15 protein-coding genes are annotated in these 19,005 nt (G+C 69.1%); 4 read left to right on the top strand and 11 right to left on the bottom strand.

What is annotated here, in order from left to right:
* Position 1 precedes the first annotated feature (1 nt).
* From RJ05_RS12470 to RJ05_RS12460, 3 genes are all read right to left on the bottom strand, one after another.
* Entirely contained in the window at positions 2-6,403 is a 6,402-nt protein-coding gene (locus RJ05_RS12470; protein WP_036537086.1) for a type I polyketide synthase, read from the bottom strand.
* Between the two features lie 101 nt (positions 6,404-6,504).
* Entirely contained in the window at positions 6,505-7,134 is a 630-nt protein-coding gene (locus RJ05_RS12465; RefSeq protein WP_234012243.1) for a GNAT family N-acetyltransferase, read from the bottom strand.
* Positions 7,135-7,519: 385 nt separating this feature from the next.
* Positions 7,520-9,361: a hypothetical protein gene (locus RJ05_RS12460; RefSeq protein WP_228828792.1), complete on the bottom strand. Its 1,842-nt coding sequence runs from the start codon at positions 9,359-9,361 to the stop codon at positions 7,520-7,522.
* Positions 9,362-9,924: 563 nt separating this feature from the next.
* On the opposite strand from RJ05_RS12460, the gene RJ05_RS29355 reads away from it, so the two are divergent.
* Positions 9,925-10,443, top strand: coding sequence for a DUF4254 domain-containing protein (locus tag RJ05_RS29355; RefSeq protein ID WP_138445606.1), 519 nt, complete (start codon positions 9,925-9,927; stop codon positions 10,441-10,443).
* A gap of 46 nt (positions 10,444-10,489) precedes the next feature.
* Here RJ05_RS29355 and RJ05_RS12450 read toward each other — a convergent pair whose 3' ends face one another.
* Together RJ05_RS12450 and RJ05_RS12445 are read right to left on the bottom strand one after the other, a co-directional pair.
* Positions 10,490-11,386 (bottom strand): coiled-coil domain-containing protein, encoded by an 897-nt coding sequence (locus RJ05_RS12450; protein WP_036537080.1) that lies wholly within the window; start codon positions 11,384-11,386, stop codon positions 10,490-10,492.
* Positions 11,387-11,412: 26 nt separating this feature from the next.
* Positions 11,413-11,997, bottom strand: coding sequence for a TetR/AcrR family transcriptional regulator (locus RJ05_RS12445; RefSeq protein ID WP_036537078.1), 585 nt, complete (start codon positions 11,995-11,997; stop codon positions 11,413-11,415).
* 153 nt (positions 11,998-12,150) lie between these two features.
* On the opposite strand from RJ05_RS12445, the gene RJ05_RS12440 reads away from it, so the two are divergent.
* The 3 genes from RJ05_RS12440 (at position 12,151) to RJ05_RS12430 (ending at position 13,628) form a co-directional block, all read left to right on the top strand.
* Positions 12,151-12,774, top strand: coding sequence for a DUF2867 domain-containing protein (locus RJ05_RS12440; RefSeq protein ID WP_036537077.1), 624 nt, complete (start codon positions 12,151-12,153; stop codon positions 12,772-12,774).
* A 105-nt stretch (positions 12,775-12,879) separates the two neighbouring features.
* Entirely contained in the window at positions 12,880-13,191 is a 312-nt protein-coding gene (locus RJ05_RS12435; protein ID WP_036537074.1) for a nucleotidyltransferase domain-containing protein, read from the top strand.
* A 44-nt stretch (positions 13,192-13,235) separates the two neighbouring features.
* The gene (locus tag RJ05_RS12430; protein WP_138445607.1) at positions 13,236-13,628 is read left to right on the top strand and encodes an aminoglycoside adenylyltransferase domain-containing protein; all 393 of its coding nucleotides are present in this window, start codon (positions 13,236-13,238) and stop codon (positions 13,626-13,628) included.
* Between the two features lie 179 nt (positions 13,629-13,807).
* Here RJ05_RS12430 and RJ05_RS12425 read toward each other — a convergent pair whose 3' ends face one another.
* From RJ05_RS12425 to RJ05_RS12400, 6 genes are all read right to left on the bottom strand, one after another.
* Positions 13,808-14,293: a DnaJ family domain-containing protein gene (locus tag RJ05_RS12425; protein ID WP_036537072.1), complete on the bottom strand. Its 486-nt coding sequence runs from the start codon at positions 14,291-14,293 to the stop codon at positions 13,808-13,810.
* Positions 14,294-14,355: 62 nt separating this feature from the next.
* Positions 14,356-15,081 carry a DUF8817 family protein gene (locus RJ05_RS12420; protein WP_036537069.1) on the bottom strand — a complete coding sequence of 242 codons (726 nt, stop codon included), beginning with the start codon at positions 15,079-15,081 and terminating at the stop codon, positions 14,356-14,358.
* A gap of 33 nt (positions 15,082-15,114) precedes the next feature.
* Positions 15,115-15,696, bottom strand: a complete 582-nt coding sequence (locus RJ05_RS12415) for a PadR family transcriptional regulator (RefSeq protein ID WP_036537134.1) — start codon at positions 15,694-15,696, stop codon at positions 15,115-15,117.
* A gap of 210 nt (positions 15,697-15,906) precedes the next feature.
* Positions 15,907-16,257, bottom strand: a complete 351-nt coding sequence (locus RJ05_RS12410; protein WP_036537067.1) for a hypothetical protein — start codon at positions 16,255-16,257, stop codon at positions 15,907-15,909.
* A gap of 111 nt (positions 16,258-16,368) precedes the next feature.
* Positions 16,369-17,187 carry an alpha/beta fold hydrolase gene (locus RJ05_RS12405; protein WP_036537066.1) on the bottom strand — a complete coding sequence of 273 codons (819 nt, stop codon included), beginning with the start codon at positions 17,185-17,187 and terminating at the stop codon, positions 16,369-16,371.
* Positions 17,188-17,284: 97 nt separating this feature from the next.
* On the bottom strand, positions 17,285-18,889 hold the full coding sequence (locus tag RJ05_RS12400; protein WP_036537063.1) for an AIM24 family protein: 1,605 nt from the start codon (positions 18,887-18,889) through the stop codon (positions 17,285-17,287).
* Positions 18,890-19,005: the final 116 nt, after the last annotated feature.

Raw genomic sequence — 19,005 nt, 5'->3', positions numbered from 1 at the left:
CTCATGCGTTCGCCTCTGTCTTCGCCTCTGCGGCAGCCGGTTCCGCCGCCGCGGCCGCCGGTGCCGTGATCGCGGCCGACGGCGTCGCGCTGCCCTCGACCAGATACGCGGCGACCTTCGCGCCCGCCTGTTCGAGGGTGAAGGTGCGGCCCATCTGCAGCGAGGCCATGTCGACTCCGAGGGATTTGGTGATCAGCGCACCGAACTCCACTGCCATCAGCGAGTCGAGACCGAGTTCGGGCACCGGCACCGTCAGGTCGATCGATTCGGCCGACACGCCCATCACCGAGGCGAGTTGCTCGGCGAGCATATGCGCGACCACGTCGTTGCGTTTGCCCTCGTCGAGCTCGCGCAGCGCGGCGGCCAGCTGGGCGGCGGCCGAATCGTCCTTGGCGGCCGCGGCGATCTGCGCCTCCACCCGCCCGGTCATCCCGAAGAACGGCGCGGTGGCATCGACCTTGCCCCAGTCGATCGGGAAGATCGCACCGTAGTGGTGCAGGCCCAGCTTCAGCGCTTCTTCCAGGTACTCGGTGGACTCGTCCATATCGATGGAGTCGAAACCGGTATTGCGCAGATAGCGGGCGAGGTTCTCGTCCGCGGCGGCCATACCGCCACCGGACATGTGGCCCCAGCCGACGGCCAGCGCCTTGCCGCCCTCGCGCACCACCACATCGGCCACCGCCTGCAAGGTGAGATTCGCCGCGGTGTAGGCGTATTGGCCCACACCACCGAAAATCGCGCTGCCGGAGGAGAACAGGATGAACATGTCGAGCTCGGCGCCGGCGGCGGTGAGTCCGTGCAGCAGTGCGCGCACACCGTCGACCTTGGGCCGGAACACCGAGGCCAGGCTGTCGCGATCCATCACCGAGATGCGCTTGTCGTCCACCACACCGGCGGTGTGGAAGACCCCGCGCAACGGGTGCTCCGGTGTGTGCGCCCGCGCGATGACGGCGGCGATGGCCTCCGGGTCGGTGACATCGACGCGTTCGGTGGTGACCTGCACGCCCTTGTCCTGCCAGATGGCCAGCTGTTGCCGGGCCGCCTCGGTGGTGGCGCCACTGCGCCCGAGCAGCGTCAACCGGGTGACGCCCTTACTCACCAGCCAGCGCCCCATGGCCAGGCCGAAGGCACCGAAACCACCGGTGATCAGGTACTGGCCCGCCGGGTCGATGACGACCTCGGGGATCTGCGGCCGCACCAGCGGCGCGTCGTCTTCCAGGTTCAGCGCCACCCGGCCGATCTTGCTCGACCGCGCCACCTCCTCGAACGCCTTGGCCACCTCGGCGGTCCCGTAGGACTCGTACGGCAGCGGCCGGTAGGTGCCCGCGGCGATGGTGGTGTAGCTGCGCTGCACCAGTTCGACGGTGTCGTGGCGGCGCAACGCCAGCATCCGGTCCAGGTCCATCGAGTGGTAGGAGACGTTCTTGTCGAAATGGCGTAGGTCGAGCATGCCGCCGGTGTAGATGTCGGCCTTGCCGACCTCGACGATCCGGCCGAATTCGGCGATGGCCTTGAAGTTCTGGCGCAGGATCTCACCGGGCGCCGAGGAGATGATCACATCTGCCCCGCGGCCCTCGGTCAGGCCGAGCACATCGTCGACGAAGTTCAGCGACCGCGAGTTGAGCACGTGGTCGGCGCCCTGCGACAACACATAAGCGCGCCGCTCGTCGGTGCTCGCCGTGCCGATCACCTGCGCGCCGTGTGCCTTGGCGATCTGCACCGCGGCCGCACCGACACCACCGGCGGCGCCGTGCACCAGCACCGTCTCCCCCGGCTGCACCCGCGCCAGCTCCAGCAGCGAATGCTCGGCGGTGGCGAAGGCGGTGGCGTTGGTGCAGTGCGCCGGATCCACGTCGGGGGCGAGTTTGCGCACCAGATCGGCGTCGGTGGTGTGGAAGCGGCTGATCATGCCCTTGGATCCGAGGCTGACCTGGTCACCGACGGCCACGTGCTCGACCTGCGACCCGGCCCGGACCACCGTGCCGATGCCTTCCATACCCGGCGTGGTGCCGAAGAAGGTGCCCGCGAGTTCGCGTTCGGTGAGCACACCGATCACCTTCAGCGGGTCCTTGTAGTTGAGGCCTACCGCCCGGATGCGGATCTCGACCTCGTTCGGTCCGGGTTCGCGGCGATCGCAGCGCCGCCAGCCCAACCGCGACAGCACCCGCGACTTGGGCAGTTCCAGGGTGAAGTTGGCCTCCGGATCCTCCAGTGGCACCGCCTCGTCCATGGCGTCGATCCGGCCGGGCAGCGACGCCTCGACCACCGTCACCCAGCGCAGGCCGTTGCGCAGGAAGACCTCGTCGGAGTGGTCGTAGGTGAAGGCGCCGCCGATGGCCAGTTCGGCGGCCAGCTCCGCGTCACCGGTCTCGGCGTCGACGTCGACCAGCCGCCACCGCAGCCGCGGCTGTTCGTTCAGCAACACCCGGCGGGCGCCGGCCAAGGCCGCGTGGCTCGGGTTCGGCGGTAGTTCGTCCTGCGGATGGGCGAAGGCATGCTCGGTGATGAGGGTCAGGTGGATGGAACCGTCACCGATGATCGATACCTCGGCCGAGCGCTGTTCGAGCCAGTCCTCGAGGAAGCCTTCGAGCATCACCGCCAGTCTGCGCAGCGTCCACAGGTTGTCCATGTCGGAGTATTCCGAACCGGCCACGATCACCACATGCACGCGCTCGACACCGTCGACGGCCGCGGCGGCGCGCACCCGCTCGAGCATCGCGTTCTCCAGGTCCGCGCGAGCCGGATCACCGACGGTGACGATCTCGGACCGCACTGCGGTACCCGCGACCCGCCTGGCCCGCTCGCTGACCTGCGACCCGAGCTCGATCACGAGGGTGAACGCGGTTTCCGGTGCGGGGAGCCCGCTGCGATCCACCGGATCACGCATCTCCCAGCGGTCTTCGTAGAAGAAGTCGGTCATCCGTTGCAGCGCAGTACGTCCCGGCGTGATCGACCCGAAGCGCATGCCGGCGATGCGCATCACCAGATTGTGTTCGGCGTCGAGCAGGTCGATATCGGCGGTGGGCTCGCCGCCGGTGTCGAGGCGGGCCACCACGATCACCTGATCCGGGATCCTGGTGAAGGCACGCACGCCGTCGACGCCCACCGGGACCATGGCACCGTCCTGCGAATTGGCGGTCCCGGCCAGCAGCGCGGCCACGCTCTGCAACGCCGCGTCCACCACGCACGGGTGCGCGAGATGGCCGGAGTCGCGGGCGATGCTGCCGTCGAGGGTGGCCAGCACGGTGGAGTCGGCGATCCGCACCGAGGTGGCGCGTCGGAAGGCCGGTCCGTAGGCCAGTCCGCGTTCGGCGAGACCGGCGTAGAAGGCTGCCGGGTCGATCTCGACCATGCCCGCCGCGTCGGGCAGTTCCACCTTCGATGGTTCGTAGCTGCCTGCGACCAAGCGGCCCAGCGCATTGATGGTCCAGGCCGATTCGGCGGCGCCGCGTGAGCGGATGGTGAAGCGTTGGGTGGACTCCTCCACCGTGAATTCGACCACCGGCGCCGCACCGTCGGCGATGATCAGCGGCGCGACGAAACGGACGTCTTCGACCGCGACCGTGGCTGCCTCGTTCCGCAGGGCGGCAGCGCTCAACGCGGCGTCGAGGTAGGCCGCGCCGGGCAGGATCCGGGCGCCGCCGACGACGTGGTCGTCCAGCCATGGCATCGCGGCCGGACTCAACTCGACTGTCCATGTCGCGGGGTCCATCAGGTCCGGATCGCCGAGCATCGGGTACCCGCCCGGGGTGCCGTATTTGCGCTGGGTGAGTCCGGGCAGCTCGTTGTGCAGCAGGGTGCGCTGCCAGGGGTAGCGCGGCAGGTCGATGTGCGGGGTGACCGAATGGCCGGCGAACAGCGCGTCGATATCGAGCACGCCCGCGGTGTACAGGCCGCCGATGGTCTGGCGAATGCTCGCGGAGTCGGGCTGTTTGCGGCTGAGAGTGGCGATGCTGGTGCCGGTTTCGCCCGCCCCGATCAGGATCTCGCGGATATTGGCGCCGAGCACCGGATGCGGACCGACCTCGACGAACACCCGGCTGCCCGCGCCCACCAGCGCGGTGACGGCGTCGGCGAAGCGCACCGGCTGCCAAACATTGGCGCACCAGTACTGCGCGTCCCAATCACCGCTGGTGACCAGCGCACCGGTCACGGTCGAGTACAGCGGAAGCACCGGATCCGACAGCCGCAGATCCGCCAGCACCGTGCGCAGCTCATCGAGGATCGGCTCCATCAGATAGCTGTGGTAGGGCACCTCGACGTGCAGCCGCTTGGCGAACGTGCCCTGTTCGGTGAGCTGTTCGGCGATCTCGTCCAGCCGCTCGACCGCTCCGGCGAGGGTCACGGCGTTGGGGCTGTTGATCGCGGCGATATCGACGCGATCGTCACCGGCGATGAGTTCGGCGGCCGCCGCGGGCGCCAATCCGACCGCCAGCATGCCGCCGGTTCCCGCGGTGGTCGCCTGCAACCGTGCCCGGTGGTAGCTCACCAGCAGTGCGTCGTGCAGCGACAGCATGCCGGTGACATAAGCCGCCGACACCTCGCCCACACTATGGCCGACCACCGCCGCCGGCCGCACACCCAGCTCGCCCAGCAACGCGCACAGCGACACCTGCACCAGGAAGTTGGCCGGCTGCGCCACCGCGGTGGTGGTGACCTTCGATTCCTCCTCCGGGCGCAGCAGTTCCTCGATGATGGACCAGCCCGAGATCTCCCGGAAGACCGCATCGATCCGGGCCGCCTCCTCGGCGAATACGCCCGGGGTCTGCAACAGTTCCCGGCCCATCGCCCACCACTGCGGGCCCATGCCGGTGAAGACGAAGACCGGCTCGTCGGTCTTCCGCGGAATCACCTTGGTGGCGGCGCGGCCCGCACCGGAGGCGAAATCGACCAGCGCGTGAACCAGTTCGGTGTCGTCGGCGAAGGTGAGGGCGGTGCGGAAGGGATGGTGCTGACGTCGTGTCCACGCCGCTTCCGCGAGATGGCCGGGGTCGGCGCCGTCGGCGATGCGCTCGGCGAAACCCTTCGCCAGATCGCGGGCGGCCTGCTCACTGCGCGCCGAGATCGGCAGCACACCGAAATGCTTGGGCTCACGGTCGACGGTGACCGCCGGACGGTATTCCTGCAAGATCGCGTGGGCGTTGGTGCCGCCGTAACCGAAACCGTTGACCGCCACCGTCATTCGCTCGACTTCGGGTCCGACCGGTTCGGCTTCCAGCTGGATCGCGAGGTTCAGCTCGTCGAACGGGATATCGGGATTGGGCTGGTCGAGCCAGCCCTGCGGCGCGATGGTGCGATGCGAGATCGCCAGCGCCGACTTGATGATGCTGGCGACACCCGAGGCCGCCTCGGTGTGCCCGAGTTGCGCCTTCACCGAGCCGACACCGAGCGGTGTGTCACGGCCCTCGACCTTGCCGTAGGCGCGCCCGATCGCCTGCAGTTCCAGCGGATCGCCGACCGGCGTCCCGGTGCCGTGCGCCTCGACATACGTGATCTCGTGTGGCGCCAGGCCGGCGCGGCGGGTGACCTTCTTGGCCAACTCCTCCTGCAGATCGGCATTGGGCACGGTGATGGCCGTGGTGCGCCCGTCCTGGTTGGCGCCAGTGGCCTTGATGACGGCGTAGATACGGTCACCATCGCGTTCGGCGGCCTCGAGCTTCTTCAGCACCACCATGCCCGAGCCCTCGCCGCGGCCGTACCCATCGGCCGAGGCGTCGAAGGGCTTGGAACGGCCATCGGCGGCCAGGAAGCCGCCCTTGCACATCGACACGAACGGTTCCGGCTGCAACAGCATGGTGACCCCGCCGGCCATCGCGACCTCGCAGTCACCGCTGTCGAGCGCCTGGCAGGCCAGATGCACTGCGATCAGCGACGACGAGCACGCGGTATCCACGGTGACCGCCGGGCCGACCATGTTCAACGCGTAGGCGATGCGGTTGGACAGCATGGTGTAGGACGCGCCGACGGCGGTATGCATGTCGACGAACGGCAGCGCCTCGCCCGCCATCGATACCGCCAGCTGGTCCATGGTGAACGCACCGATGTAGACGCCGATCGGCGCGCCCGCGATGGTGCCCGCGATACCCGCGTCGTCGAGTGCCTCCCACGCGACTTCCAGGATGAGCCGCTGCTGCGGGTCCATGGCTGCGGCTTCACGGGGCGAAATGCCGAAGAAGTCCGGATCGAACTGCCAGGGGTCACCGGTCATGAACGCGGCGCGCTTGGTGTACATGCGGCCGGGAGTGCGACGGTCCGGATCGTAGTAACGGCGGTAGTCCCAGCGTTCGGCTGGAATGTCGACGACGCCGTCACGTTTGTCGACGAGGAAATCCCAGAAGGATTCCGGAGAATCGATACCACCCGCATAACGGCAACCGATTCCGACAATAGCGATATCAGACACGAAGACTCCTCACCCACATCGAAATAAACCCCTGAACCCCCTGTTCTCCGGGCACGCGAAATATGTCGCCGCCCGTATTCATCCGCGCACGCGCGCCTCGATCAGACCTTCGCCTCCGCAGGCGGTCGCATCAGGACATTCATCCGCGGGCCGCCACGGCCGATCGCGGTCTCCCCGATCCGGCGAAAGCCGAGCGGCTCGTAGAAGCGGACATTGCCGTCCTTGCACATGCCGCACATCGGCACGCCTTCCCGATCCGATCGCTCGCCGAGCGATCTCATCAGCGCTGTGCCGACGCCCTCGCCTTGAACAGCGGGATCGCAGCCGAGATAGACGACCAGATGATGCGGGCGTTGCGGCGCGATCCGCGCCAGGGCGGCGTCGACGGCCATTCCGCGTGGGGTGGCTGAGCCCATCGCCCACAGGAATTGCGGCCCCGACACCGCCTCCCGCCACAGACTCTGGCGGTACCCGGCCGGATACCAGAGCAGCGCACCGACGATCGCGTCGTCACGCACCGCGACTTCCGCCCCACCGGCAGGTATGAACCGGTATTTCAACATCACCCTGAGCATCCGCGGCGCGTTCCGTCGCCGCACGGCCTCCGAGGGGAAGACGAACTCCTCGATCGGATCGTCGTGCTCGAAGGCGTCGGCAACGACCCGGGTGATCTCATCGATATCGCCTGCGGTTGCCGGCCGAAGGACGATCCCGGCGGACTGATCCAACACTGTCCCTTAACATTTCGCACTCTGCCCATCAGCTCTGACGGACGCTACTCGCCAGTACGTTACCCGATTCGACCGTCCTCTACCCCGCGGGAGGCTGTGGCGAAGAACAGCTTCACGGGGAGTTGATTAGTGAGTTCACATAGCCTAAGGTGCCGAAACCTTCGGCCCCCGAAGCGTTTTCGATTTGTCCGATTCAGTGAAGAAACTTCCCAAGCTTGGGAATACCCCCCCCCTTCCATGACGAGGCTCTCGCAGTAAGGCCGGGCAGGTGACGATGCTCATGCGTTGATGCGCATATGAACGTATCCGCAAAGATACTCCTGCATCGCTACCCGCCTGAACCAACACCGCCTTCTCCGCCTCCGAACCCGGCGCACCACGCGGGTCAGTTGTCGTGGGACGCCACGCCGACCGGGCCGGAGGCGATACACAGATCGAGACCGGGCGTCCGTGCGGCGAGCCGAAGCTCCGAACCGCTGCCGACGACTCGGACGTAGACGGTGTGCAGCCCCTTCTGCACCGGAACCGCGACCTGGTCACCGTATTCGAAGCCGAGGGAGACAGTGCCGTCGCGGCCGGCCAGATAATTCAGCTGAACGGTCCATTCGTGCGCGAGCATGGGACCGTCCAACGGCAACCGCACGGTTTCGCGGCCCAGCACGCGGTAGCCGCATCCAGGGGCGGGGCCGGGACGGATGCTGCGGTTCCACCAGACCTGGGCATCGACGATGTCACCGGTGTCGGTGATCATGCGCAGCCGCGGAGTCGAGTCGGCGAAGGTGGTGGGACCGGCGATGGGCGAGAGGACCCGACTGGCCAGATTCTGCGGATACGCCGTGGGATTCAGCACGGTCCACGGCACCTCCTGCTCCAGCAGCGGGGCGTCCAGCGCGCCGAGTTCCGCGGCGACGGTCGTCAGGTAACGCTCGGTCGTGCCATCGGACCAGGAACGCACATACGTGACGGTGGACCACGAGCTGCTCACGACGAACGCTGCCGCCAGCCCCACGACCACAGCGGCCGGCGGGCGGCTCACCTTCCCGGGATGGCGCGGTCGCGCCGATACCAGCAGTGCGCTGGCCGCGGTGAGCACGACCGCCGTATCGGCCAGATAGCGCAGCGATTGCATGAGCTCGTCGACGCTGTTGGGCCCACCGCGCGCCACCGCCACCGGCACCAGTGCCACCGCGAAATACCCCACCAGCGTCAGCCAGACCGCCGCCGTGCGCGGCCGCGACCGGATCGTCCACACCACCACCGCCACCAGCGCAGCCCACGAGAGCGCGACCGCCACCGCCGGTGGTGTCGCCCACGGCGCCGCCGGCACCCACCGCTCCCAGCTCCATGGCCCGCCGACCAGCGTAGGCACTATCCCGCGCGAGGTCGCAGCGTGGAGCAGGCCTGGAATATCGCGCGGTTCGGTGCGCGTGTACGCCAGATCGACGACGGCGAGGTAGGCGACCAGCCAGCAGCCGAGCACCAGCGCCGAACCGACCCACAGCGCGGCGCCGCGGCGCACCACCGCTCGCACCGCCCCCCGCTCCCCCACCACGTAACGGGCCAGCACCGCAACGGCGAACGCCACGAACGGCACGATCACCGACTTCTCGAAGAACAACAGCGCCACCGCGACCACGACAACCCCGGTCACCGCGTAGCGGCGCCGCCCGGTGCGCGCGAGTAGCACGGCGTCGGCGATCACCCAGGCCAGTGCGAACTGCAATGGCAGCGCGTTGAGAGCGGCCGCCCACCAAGCGAAGGCGGGCACCGTCACCGGACAGAACAGGTAGAAGATCAACGGCATCAGCAGTATCCGCCGTGGACCCAGCAGCACCACCAGCATCCGCAGCACCGCGATCGAGGCCGCCGCCTGCATCACAAGCATGGTGAGCACCGGACCGGCCCATGACAGCGGGGCGATCGCCGTCACCAACCAGGCGGTGGCGAAGGCGGCGGGCATGAAATGCCCGTCATGGTCGTAGAACAACAGTTCCGGCGACCACAGCGACCTGCTACCCGCTCGCCCGATGAGGATCAGGTCATCCCAATAGAAGTACCCCGACCCGGCCACCCAGCCCCGCAGCACCAACTGCGCGATGATCAGCGCGGCCGCCGCGACCAGCGCCGCGGGCCACCGAACCGCCGGAAACCGCCAGGTCGAGCCGCTCCCCGAGGCCGGCTGCACCCGCTCGGCGGGCTCCACCAGGGCGGCCGGGGCGGTATCCATGGCACCCCAGGGTAGCCGCGCCCGCCGACACCGCAGGCGGGGCGAACACGCCGACGGTGTGGCGGCAGGCGAATACTGTGAGCAGTCACCAGCAGGCGCGGACCGCGGTCGATATGCAAAAGTGCGATCGCAATTCACCGATTGCGCAGCGGGACCGGGCGGCGACGACGATAATCCTGCTGTGGGACAGACTCTCCGAGAACTCGATCCACAACCACCGTCCACGGTGACGCGCGGCAGCCGGCTACGACCCGGCCGCCGTCCTCCTCGTCGCGCACCGGGACCACTGCCCTCGGAGAGCCGCGTCACCCGGCCCCAGCCGACCGCGCGACGGCATCTCGACGCGGGCCGAGGTCCCACTCCCCCGAGATGATCCGACATTGATCGGCCGAGCGGACCTGCTTTCGCCCGCTGAGGCGACCTGCGCCGTGGACGGCCACCGCGAACCGAAAGGCTCCCACCGTGACACCCTGGTCGACATCACGCCCCTGCGCACCGGCCGCGACACCGCGCGGCCGAACGGGTCCGAGTGCGGGAGGGCGCTAGGCGGAGGCGGGCCAGCGATGCGACGACAGCACTCGACCACCGGAGCGACCGACAACGACATCCCCTGGGCAGCCGGCCTCGATACCGGCCGTCTGCCCACCGCACAGGACCTCATCGACGCGCTGGACCACACCGACTCCGGCGGCACCACGGCCGACCGTCATCCGGTGACCCGCTGCGCACGGTATCTGGCGACCTTGCACCCCTACACCGCGCCGGAGGACAGCGCCGATTCCGCGACGACGCGTGACTCGCTGATCCACGCGATCGACGTGTGGACCGAAAACCATGTGCCGCAACACCGCCGAGGCACCGTCCTGCACACCGAAACCCTCGGCACGGTGGTGGACCGGATCGTGGCGGCGTATATGCACGTTCGGCACCTGAAGGCGAAAGGGTCCCCGCATCGTCCCGGCGTCGACGACGCCGAGCGCAGGCTCGCGCAACTGGTGGAGAGCTACACCGGGCTGGTGCAGGAGGTGTCGGCCGGCCTGCGCCGGCTACCCACCCACGCCGCGAGAACCGAAGGCGACTGAGTCCGGCGCACCTCCGGTCATCGCCGCGCCCGCGGGCCTGCGGTGTTCACCCGCCGGATTCGTGGTCGGCGAGTGCTTGCTCGGCTCGCTCGACGCGCCGCTGGGCACGCTCGAGTTCGGTGGCGGCCGCGCGGGCGGCCTCACGGGCCGCGCGTTCGGCGGTGCGGGCGAAACGGTGCTGCTCCTCGGCCGCGGTCAGCTCCGCCCGTAGACGACCAACCAGCTCGTCGGCCTCGCGCAGGCGCCGCTCGGCCTCGGCCGCCTCGCCTTCGGTCGAATCCTTTTCTGCGCGGGCCGATTCCGCGGTGCGGCGCGCCTCGGCCAGCTCCGCTTCGGCCTCCTTGCGTTGTTCGGCCGCCCGGTCGGCCCGGCTTGGTCCCCGCGCCTTGCCCTGGCGGCCGGCGGTGCGAGCGCGATTGCGACGGCCCGTACCGGAATCCGCGTCCGGCACCGCGGTGAGTGCGGGTGCCGCGTCGCCGAATCCTTCGTAGGTGGCCGCCTTCGCCAGAGTGCCGTCGCGCACCTGGTCGGCCACGTCGGGTTCGGCCAGGGCGGCGGTCAGGGTGGTGGCCACCTCGCGCAGCACAGGTTCGCCGACAGGGTGGTCGTGCTCGGCGGCCAGCTCGCCCGCGCGCCGGGCCAGCGCATTGACCACCTGCTGGCGTTGCCTGGTCAGCGTCCGCAGGTCGTCGCCGGAGAGTTCGCGCTGGGCTTCGCGCAGGGCCTCGCCCAGCCGCAGCAGCGCGTCGACCTCGTCGGGGGCTTCGCGGGCCAGCAGGTTCACCGTCCAGGCGGCGACGGTCGGTTTGCGCAGTTCGGCCACCGCGGCAGCGAGATCGCCGTCGCCCGCTCGTTTGGCCTGTGCCGCCCGTTCCTTGCGTGCCGCGACGAATTCGCCCGGGTCCAGTCCGTACAGTTCGGCCGCGATCTCGCTGAGCCCCATACCCCGAGCCTAGCCAGCGGACCGGTCTATCCGGTCGCGGTCGCGTCGGTGTCGTGGTCGGTACGCAGCAAGAACGCCGAGGCGCGGTCGAGGACCTGCTCGCGGGTGCGGCCGTCGTGTTCGGCGGCGATCATGTAGGTGCCCACCGCCAGACTGAAGGCCAGCAGGCTGCGGGCTTCGACTTCGTCGGGGTCGGAACAGAAGGTACTCAGCAGTTCTCGCAGGTAGCCGATGCGGTAGTTGTCGACTCGGCGCAGCCGTTCGGCCACGGCGTCGTCGCGGCGGGCCCAATCGCGCACGGCGAGGTCGATCGGGCGCAGCCGGTCGTCGGAGAAGGTGAGCACACCGGCGCGCCTGGCCTTCGCGCGTGCGTCGCCGCCCTCGCGTTCGACCCGCTCGCGGACATCGAAGGTGGCCTCGTGTTCCCAGGTGTCGAGCATTTCCTCGAGCAGGGCATTGCGGTCGGCGAAATGGCCGTAGAACCCGCCCTTGGTGACGCCGAGCGCCTGCGCCAATGCCTCGATGCGGACCGCGTCGGGCCCGCCGGAGGCGAGTGCGCGCAGGCCCTGCTCGATCCAGCTGGTCCTCGGGGTTCGGGTGACGGCGACCATGGTTTCAGTATTACCGACGCCGTTGACAACGCGGGCGGCACGGCTACGATCGACATATACGGCACCGTATATTTGAGAATTACTGCCTGACCACTGATTTCCCGGACCCGGCCGCGTTGACGGCCCGGGCCACGTACGGATGGAGACTCGACGATGCGGCTCCCCCGCAGCGCGCACACCTGCCGCCCCTGGCGGATCCACGAGGTGGCCCCGGATTTCACCGTCGAGGACGTGTGGGCGCTGCCCACCCCCGGCGGACCCGACGAGTTCGACCGCCTGGTCACCATGATCGCCGCGCCCGACCGCGCGCACGGCGAGTCACCGGCGTTGATCTATCGGGTGCTGTTCGCGATCCGCTGGCGGCTCGGCGCCCTGCTCGGCTGGGACCGCGACGATTCCGGCGTCGGCGCCCGCGTCCCCAGCCTGCGCGAGCGTCTGCCCGCCGACCTGCGCGACGGGGCGCGCGGTCCCGCCTTCGACTCGGTTCCCTTCGAGTCGGTCTATCGCACCGACGACGAATGGGCCGCCGAGATGGCCAACCGGACCGTGCACGCGCTCATGCACATCGGCTGGGTCCCCGACGGCAACGGCGGCTATCGCGGCCAGATGGCGGTCCTGGTGAAGCCCAACGGTTTCTTCGGCCGCGTCTACATGGCCGCGATCCTGCCGTTCCGGTACGTCCTGGTCTATCCGGCGCTGATGCGGATGTTCGCCCGCGGATGGGAGCGCAGCAGCGGCGTGACCGCAGACGGCCCCCATCGACCGACGACACCGTAAGGCTTTGTCGCACAGTCTGACTCACTGCCCACACACGCAGCGCATATCGGGCACCGACGGGAAATCCGTTGGATCGGCGGCGTTCGCTCTGGTAGCCATGACCGTGTGACGCATCCCGCTCCGTCCCTCGCCCGTGCGGCCGCTGCCCGGCTCGCCGAGAGCTGCTCGACCATCGTCGGCGACGCGACCAGGTCGGTGATCCTGCACGGTTCACTGGCCACCGGCGAGTTCCGGCCGCAGCGCAGCGATATCGATCTGCTGATGGTCAGCGATACCGAGCTGACCGACGATATGCGCGCGGCGCTGGAGAGGTCGGTGCGCGAAGCCGATATCGGCCCGGCCGGCGGCATCGATCTGCATGTCGTGCTGAGGCCGCCGCCGCACCCACGCGGACCCCGCCCGCTCAACTGCACGTAGGCCGCTACGACGGGTCGTCGCTCGGCGTCGAGGTGCAGGAGGCGGTGCCGCAGGATCCCGATCTGCCCGCCGAACTGTCGATGGTCCGGCAGAACGGCATCGCCCTGCTGGGCCGGCCGCCGTCCGAGGTGATCGGCCCGGTGCCGCCCGAGTGGATCGTCGAACGCGGCCGCTACTGGTTACAGCAGTGGCGCACCCGCCCCGACGACGCGGAAAGCGCCGCGCTCATGGTGCTCACCGCCTGCCGCGTCTGGCATTTCGCTCACACAAACCGCCATGCCGGCAAGGCTGCGGCGGCCCGATGGGCGCTCGAACGCGAACCCTCGGCGACGGCCGTTCGCCAGGCCCTCCAGCAGTACCTCGACGACCCCGCCGCCTCGATCGACCCGGCAGGCATCGCCCGGGTGATGGACATAGTTCTGGACGAGACCGGTTGAGGGAGCGGTCCGGTTCACCCACGCCGATGAACCAGCGGCGCCGCCACCATCGGTGACGCGCTGGTCGAGTACCCGGCCAGGCGAACAGCCTGCTCGTTCGCGTGGATCAGCGGCGACAGCGCACCGGTGGCGGCTGGTCGAGCGCCGGTCCGGACGAACGGCTTTCTTGCTCGCGTCGATCAGCGGCGACGCTGCCACCAGCGTCTTCTTGCCGGCCGGTTCGCAGCCGGGCCGGCACGCGGGACCTGCGGCCGCGGCGGCGGCGTGCGTTCGGTTCGCCACCATTCGAGGATTTCGTCGGCGTCGACCGGGGCGATCGGCACCTGCGGCGGGGTGGGCACCCGAATCCATCGCACGATGCGCTGATTGAGTTCGGAGACGGCCGCGCGCACCTCGCGTTCGGTATCGAGTTCCCGCACGGTCTCGCGGATCTGCTCGATATCGCGGCGCAGGACCAGCGATTCCGGCAGCATCCCGTCGGCGCGCACACCTTCGCGGCGTAGATAGTCACGCAGCCACCAGTTCTCGTCGACCACGGTGCCCGCGCCGGGAATCGGTTTACCCGCCCCCTCCAGATTCGCGAACTCACCGCGTTCGGTGGCTTCGCGCACCTGTCGGTCGATCCAGGACTCGAAGGTCAGATCGGGCGGCTTGCGCTCGGTCATGACCCGATCCTACGGAATGCCTGCCGCCCGAGCGTGGTGCGGCGAGCCGGTTCCGGCGCTGATCAGGGCATTCGCGCCGAGTGCAGGCCGAGCTCGATATCTTCGAGCGTGGCCAATGATTCGGCGAGGCTGTCGCGTTCGGTCTCGGTGAGCGTGATCGCGCGAGCGCGTTCCAGTGCGGCGACGGCGGCTGCGGTGTCCCCGGCCCGGATCGCGAGTTCGGCGCGGTAGGCCAGGGCCTCGACCAGTTCGGCGGCGGTCGCGGTCGCCGTGTCCCGCTCCAGCGCCGCGTCCAGGATCTGGGCGGCCCGCTCATGTTTGCCATGGGAATCACCCATGACGACCGCGCGCGCCAGCGTCACCGACAGCTTCCCACCGCCTGCCTGCTCCTTCTCAGGTGCGGCGGCGACGATCCTGATCCAGTTCCCGCCGGGATCGATGACGGTGAACCCGGAATGATTATCGGCATTCTTGCGTCTGCGCGGCCGAGTCATCCGCGGGATGCCGGCGACCAAGAGTTTGCCGTGCACTGCCCGCATACCTGCCGCGAATGCCTCGAAGAGTGTCCTGGTGTCGGGCACGATCACCAGGCAGGTCCCATAGGAATCCGCGGGATCGAAGTCCGGCATGCCGAAGAAGTCCAGCCGTATGCCCTCGCGCTCGAGCGACACGTATGGGTTCGGACGGGTCTGGTAGTAGGTCCGAGTAAAGCCGAGCATGGTGTAGAACTCGGCCATCTCGTCGACGGACCGACAGGGCAGCAGCGGCACCGTGATCTCGTCGGCCATGATGTGTCCTTGTCGCAGAATCGTCGTGGGCCGCTAGCGGCCCGGTTGTGCCGAGGCCTCACCGGCCATGGTGAAGTCACCCTTCTCGAGTCGCCGGATCAGGCGCTGGGTCCACGCGGCGCCGGCGTCGGCAGTCGACAGCCACAGGGTGATGACCTCGCCCACCGGCCCCCAGCTGTCGAGGTCGGTGCCGGGCGGGAGGTGTTCGGTGATACTGCGGCGCCACTCATCCATCGCGGTGGCGCGCCGTTGCAGCATCTCCAGCGCCTCGGCGCGGGGTAGATCTTCGATCAGCCCGATGGCCGCGCCGAGGACGTCCAGGCTGGGCTCACGGTCCGACAGGGCCTGGCGTAACAGCGCAAAGTATTCGCGCTCCCCGTCGGCGGTCAGCTCGTATTCGATCCGCGGTGGTCCCCCGGCCGCCGAGACCGCGCTCTCGTGCCCGGTCAGCAGCTTCTTGGCCGCCATGCTCTTGAGCGCGTGATACACCGAACCCGAGGTGGCCGTCGACCATTCGTGGGCGCCCCAGGATTCGAGATCCGCACGAACCTGATAGCCGTGCGCGCGTCCCCTCCTGCGCAGCGCACCGAGGACCAGTAGTTGAACAGGCTTCACCACGCCTCCTGACGACTAACTAGCCAAATTTGGCTAGTTAGTCGAGACTATCGCCGGAACCCGAATTAGCCAAATTTGGCTAGTCGACCGTGGGCGTGGGCACTAGAGATCGGCACCCGGAAGCCATGCCGTGAACCGCGGCCATCAGGACAGTGGCCGCAGTGAACGCCGGCCAGTCGACGTGGCGAGAACGTCGGAGAAGAACCGTTGTCAGGCGGCCGCCGCCGTCGCCAGCATGCGCAGGACCTCGTCCGGGTTCGCGACATCGACGACCAGACGGGTGAAGTCGGCGCCGGACAGATCGATGCGGACCCCGCGGCCGTCGAAGGCGGTGTCCCAGAACTCCTTGCGGCCCTTACCGCGGAAGGTGCCCGCCGCGATCACGCCCGGGAAGAAGGTGCCGGGCGCGCGCACCCAGGGCGGACGGCGGTCGATTTCGGCGGGAGCTACCGCGGTGACCGATGCCAGATCGAACCGGATCTGCTCGCGCAGCGCCAGCAGGCGATGCGCTCCGAGCACATGAACCGTCACCGTCGTACCCGTGACCTCGAGCTCGACCATCGTGCACCTCACTATCACCGAGGGTGTTTGCCTGGGTTCAGGATGCCGGTCGCGCCTGGTCGTAGCCTGTGCCGAAGCTATGAGTTTTCTCAGGTTCGCACCCGCGGCGGGTCAGGCCGGTGTGTCGTGGAGGAATCGCACGACGTCGTCGACGAAGTCCGGATGCGTGACCGTGGCCATATGACCGGTGCGCGGGTAGAGGATCAGCCGTCCGTCCGGGATGCCGTCGGCGGTGCGGCGGAACGTGTCGGCACTGTAGGAGGCGTCGCGCTCACCACCGATCACCAGGGTGGGCACCGTGATCTCATCCAGCCGATCGGTCACGTCGAAGCCGTCTTCGGCGAGCAGGAAGTGGTGGGGGTCGGCGGGCACCTTCGGTCGCATCAGCGGATCCAGCAGCCACATCGCCGCACCCACCAGTCGCGCCCCGACCGGGTTGGCGACGGTCACCACCGCCATGTGGTGTAGCCCGCGCTCGCCCGCCAGCACGGCCTCGGCATAACGGCGTTGACCGATCCGGGTGGCCGGATCCAGTCGGCAGGCCGCCGACACCACGACCAGCTTGCGCACCACCTCGGGATGGTCGGCGGCCAGCTGCAAGGCGATCGAACCGCCGGAGGACACACCGAGAACGTCGACCGGCACACCGAACTCGGCGCGCAGGGCGTCGGCGTGCTCGGCAGCGATATCGGCCATGGTGGTGCCCGCGGGTGTACCCGGCGCCCGGCCCACCGCGTACACCCGGTAGTGGCGAGCCAGCCCGGTGAGCTTCTTCAGCTCGGAGCTCCGCATCCACCCGGTCGGGTTCGCGTGATCGGGGGTGAACCAGCGCAGGAACACCAGCGGCCGGCCGCTGCCGAATGCCAGGTACGGCATGCCGTGGCGCAGCACGCCCTCGGTCACTGCGAGATGTTCGCCGCGTGTGCCCATGATCGCTCCGATCGTCGAATCACCGTCGCTGCCGACGCTAATCGCGACCGGACCCGACGGCGATGACGTCACAAGTCATGGCGTGGCCCCGCCGCGGCTACCCGAGCAGGCCGCCGAACATACCGCCGCTGTGCCCGGCCTCCTGGCCGCCGCCGGTGCCGCCCAGCAGCCCGCCCGGCGGCAGCTCCGAGGGTTGCACGATGACGAATCCGCGGCCGGAGAACGCCAGCGTCGTGCCTTCGCCGGTGCTGCGGCCCATGAGCCGGCCGAGTCCGAACGAGTCGTTGCGTTTGATGCCGGTCTGCAGGCTCGACGACCACGCCACCGCGGCCTGCGGGTCGGCGTAGGTGGGCTGGTCGACATTGAGCACCACCGGCGCGCCGTGACTGGTGATGGCGATGCGGCCGCGCCCGGTGAACACGCAGTTGAACAGCCCGGCATTGGAGGCCACGCCGGCCGCGCCCTGTACCCGGCCGATGTTGTAGGTCAGGGTCGAGTCGAAGGCCAGCACGTTGGCGCCGTTGATGGTGAGGCCGTCGGTGCCGTCGAGATCGATGGTGTGCACATCGGCGGCGCTGTTGGCCAGGAACAGGTCGCCGCGCCCTGACACCTTCATCAGCGGCACCCCCTCGCCGGTGAGACGCTGCTGGATGGCGCGCCCGATGCCGCCGGAACCGAGCGCTTGGAACTGCAACTCGCCCTGATAGGCCACCATCGACCCGGCCCGCGCCATGACCTCACCGTTGACGGTGACCTTGATCATCTTGCCGCCCTGTTTCTGGATACCGACACCGGATACCTCGGCGTGGCGCGGATCGAACAGATCGCTGTGCATCGGCAGCGCTCCTTGCTGGGACGAAAACGTGGACGGGACCGGAGGGGCGGCGGGCGGCTGCTGGACGGGCGCCGAATAGTGTTGCGGCTCACCGGGGTACGAGGGCGCGGGCGGATACGACGGCGCAGGTGGATAGGGCGGTGCGGCGGGCGCCTGTCCACTCGGGTAGGGGGCGGCGGGCGGATAGGCCGGCGGCGGCGAATACGACTGCCGGCCGGCGGCCGGCTGACCGGACACGGGCGCGACCGGTGGCGGATAACCGCTCGCCGCCGGTTGCGCGACCACGGTCGGATCGGTGCGTGCGGGCGCGACGATCGTCTGATCGGTGCGGGAGTGCGTGCCCGCGCTCGGTGCGGGCGCGGGTGCGGGTTCGTCGTCGACGTTCACGCCGAACGCGGTCGCGATGCCCGCCAGGCCGTTGTCGTAGCCCTGGCCGACCGCGCGGACCTTCCAGCCCCCGCCGCGCCGATAGATCTCCACGCACACCACTGCCGATTCGGTGGTCAGTCCGGAGACCGGGAAGGTAAGGGTGCCCGCATCGGAGGCGATGGTCGCGACGAGCGACCCGGCGGCGGCGAAGGTGGCCGGGCCGGATCCGTCCAGACTTGCCGTGACGACGACGCGGTCCACGTCGGCGGGCAGCGCACTGGTCTGCACATCGACCATGTCGCCCGCGCCGCGCCCGTGCCGGTAGACCACGCCGGGGCCGACGGGCTGGTTGAAGAAGACGAAGTCGCCGTCGGCACGGACCTTGCCGTCGGTGCCGAGCAGCAGCGCCGAGACGTCGACCGGCGTCGAACAGCTCACGGTCACCGTCATCCGATCCGCCGGCGCCGGACGGTTCTCACCCCGCGCGAGCGCGTTCACCGCCGATCACCTCGATCGCGGCCGCGCCCTGCGAATGACATGCGTTTCACGGCGTCGAGTGTGCCGCGCCCGCGCTGCGCGCGCCACTTCCGGTCCGGCGGCCGACGGCGTCGTCG

This window comes from Nocardia cyriacigeorgica NBRC 100375 (genome assembly GCF_000308555.1).
In the GTDB taxonomy this organism is placed as follows: Bacteria; Actinomycetota; Actinomycetes; order Mycobacteriales; family Mycobacteriaceae; genus Nocardia; species Nocardia cyriacigeorgica.
Note: the sequence above shows the minus strand (reverse complement) of the source record. Positions and strands in the feature narration are given on the sequence as shown.

Bases quoted from the DNA above. Each gene is read 5' to 3' on its own strand.
- RJ05_RS12460 (WP_228828792.1), bottom strand. From the start codon at position 9,361: ATGGATACCGCCCCGGCCGCCCTGGTGGAGCCCGCCGAGCGGGTGCAG.
- RJ05_RS29355 (WP_138445606.1), top strand. From the start codon at position 9,925: ATGCGACGACAGCACTCGACCACCGGAGCGACCGACAACGACATCCCC.
- RJ05_RS12450 (WP_036537080.1), bottom strand. From the start codon at position 11,386: ATGGGGCTCAGCGAGATCGCGGCCGAACTGTACGGACTGGACCCGGGC.
- RJ05_RS12445 (WP_036537078.1), bottom strand. From the start codon at position 11,997: ATGGTCGCCGTCACCCGAACCCCGAGGACCAGCTGGATCGAGCAGGGC.
- RJ05_RS12440 (WP_036537077.1), top strand. From the start codon at position 12,151: ATGCGGCTCCCCCGCAGCGCGCACACCTGCCGCCCCTGGCGGATCCAC.
- RJ05_RS12425 (WP_036537072.1), bottom strand. From the start codon at position 14,293: ATGACCGAGCGCAAGCCGCCCGATCTGACCTTCGAGTCCTGGATCGAC.
- RJ05_RS12420 (WP_036537069.1), bottom strand. From the start codon at position 15,081: ATGGCCGACGAGATCACGGTGCCGCTGCTGCCCTGTCGGTCCGTCGAC.
- RJ05_RS12410 (WP_036537067.1), bottom strand. From the start codon at position 16,257: ATGGTCGAGCTCGAGGTCACGGGTACGACGGTGACGGTTCATGTGCTC.
- RJ05_RS12405 (WP_036537066.1), bottom strand. From the start codon at position 17,187: ATGGGCACACGCGGCGAACATCTCGCAGTGACCGAGGGCGTGCTGCGC.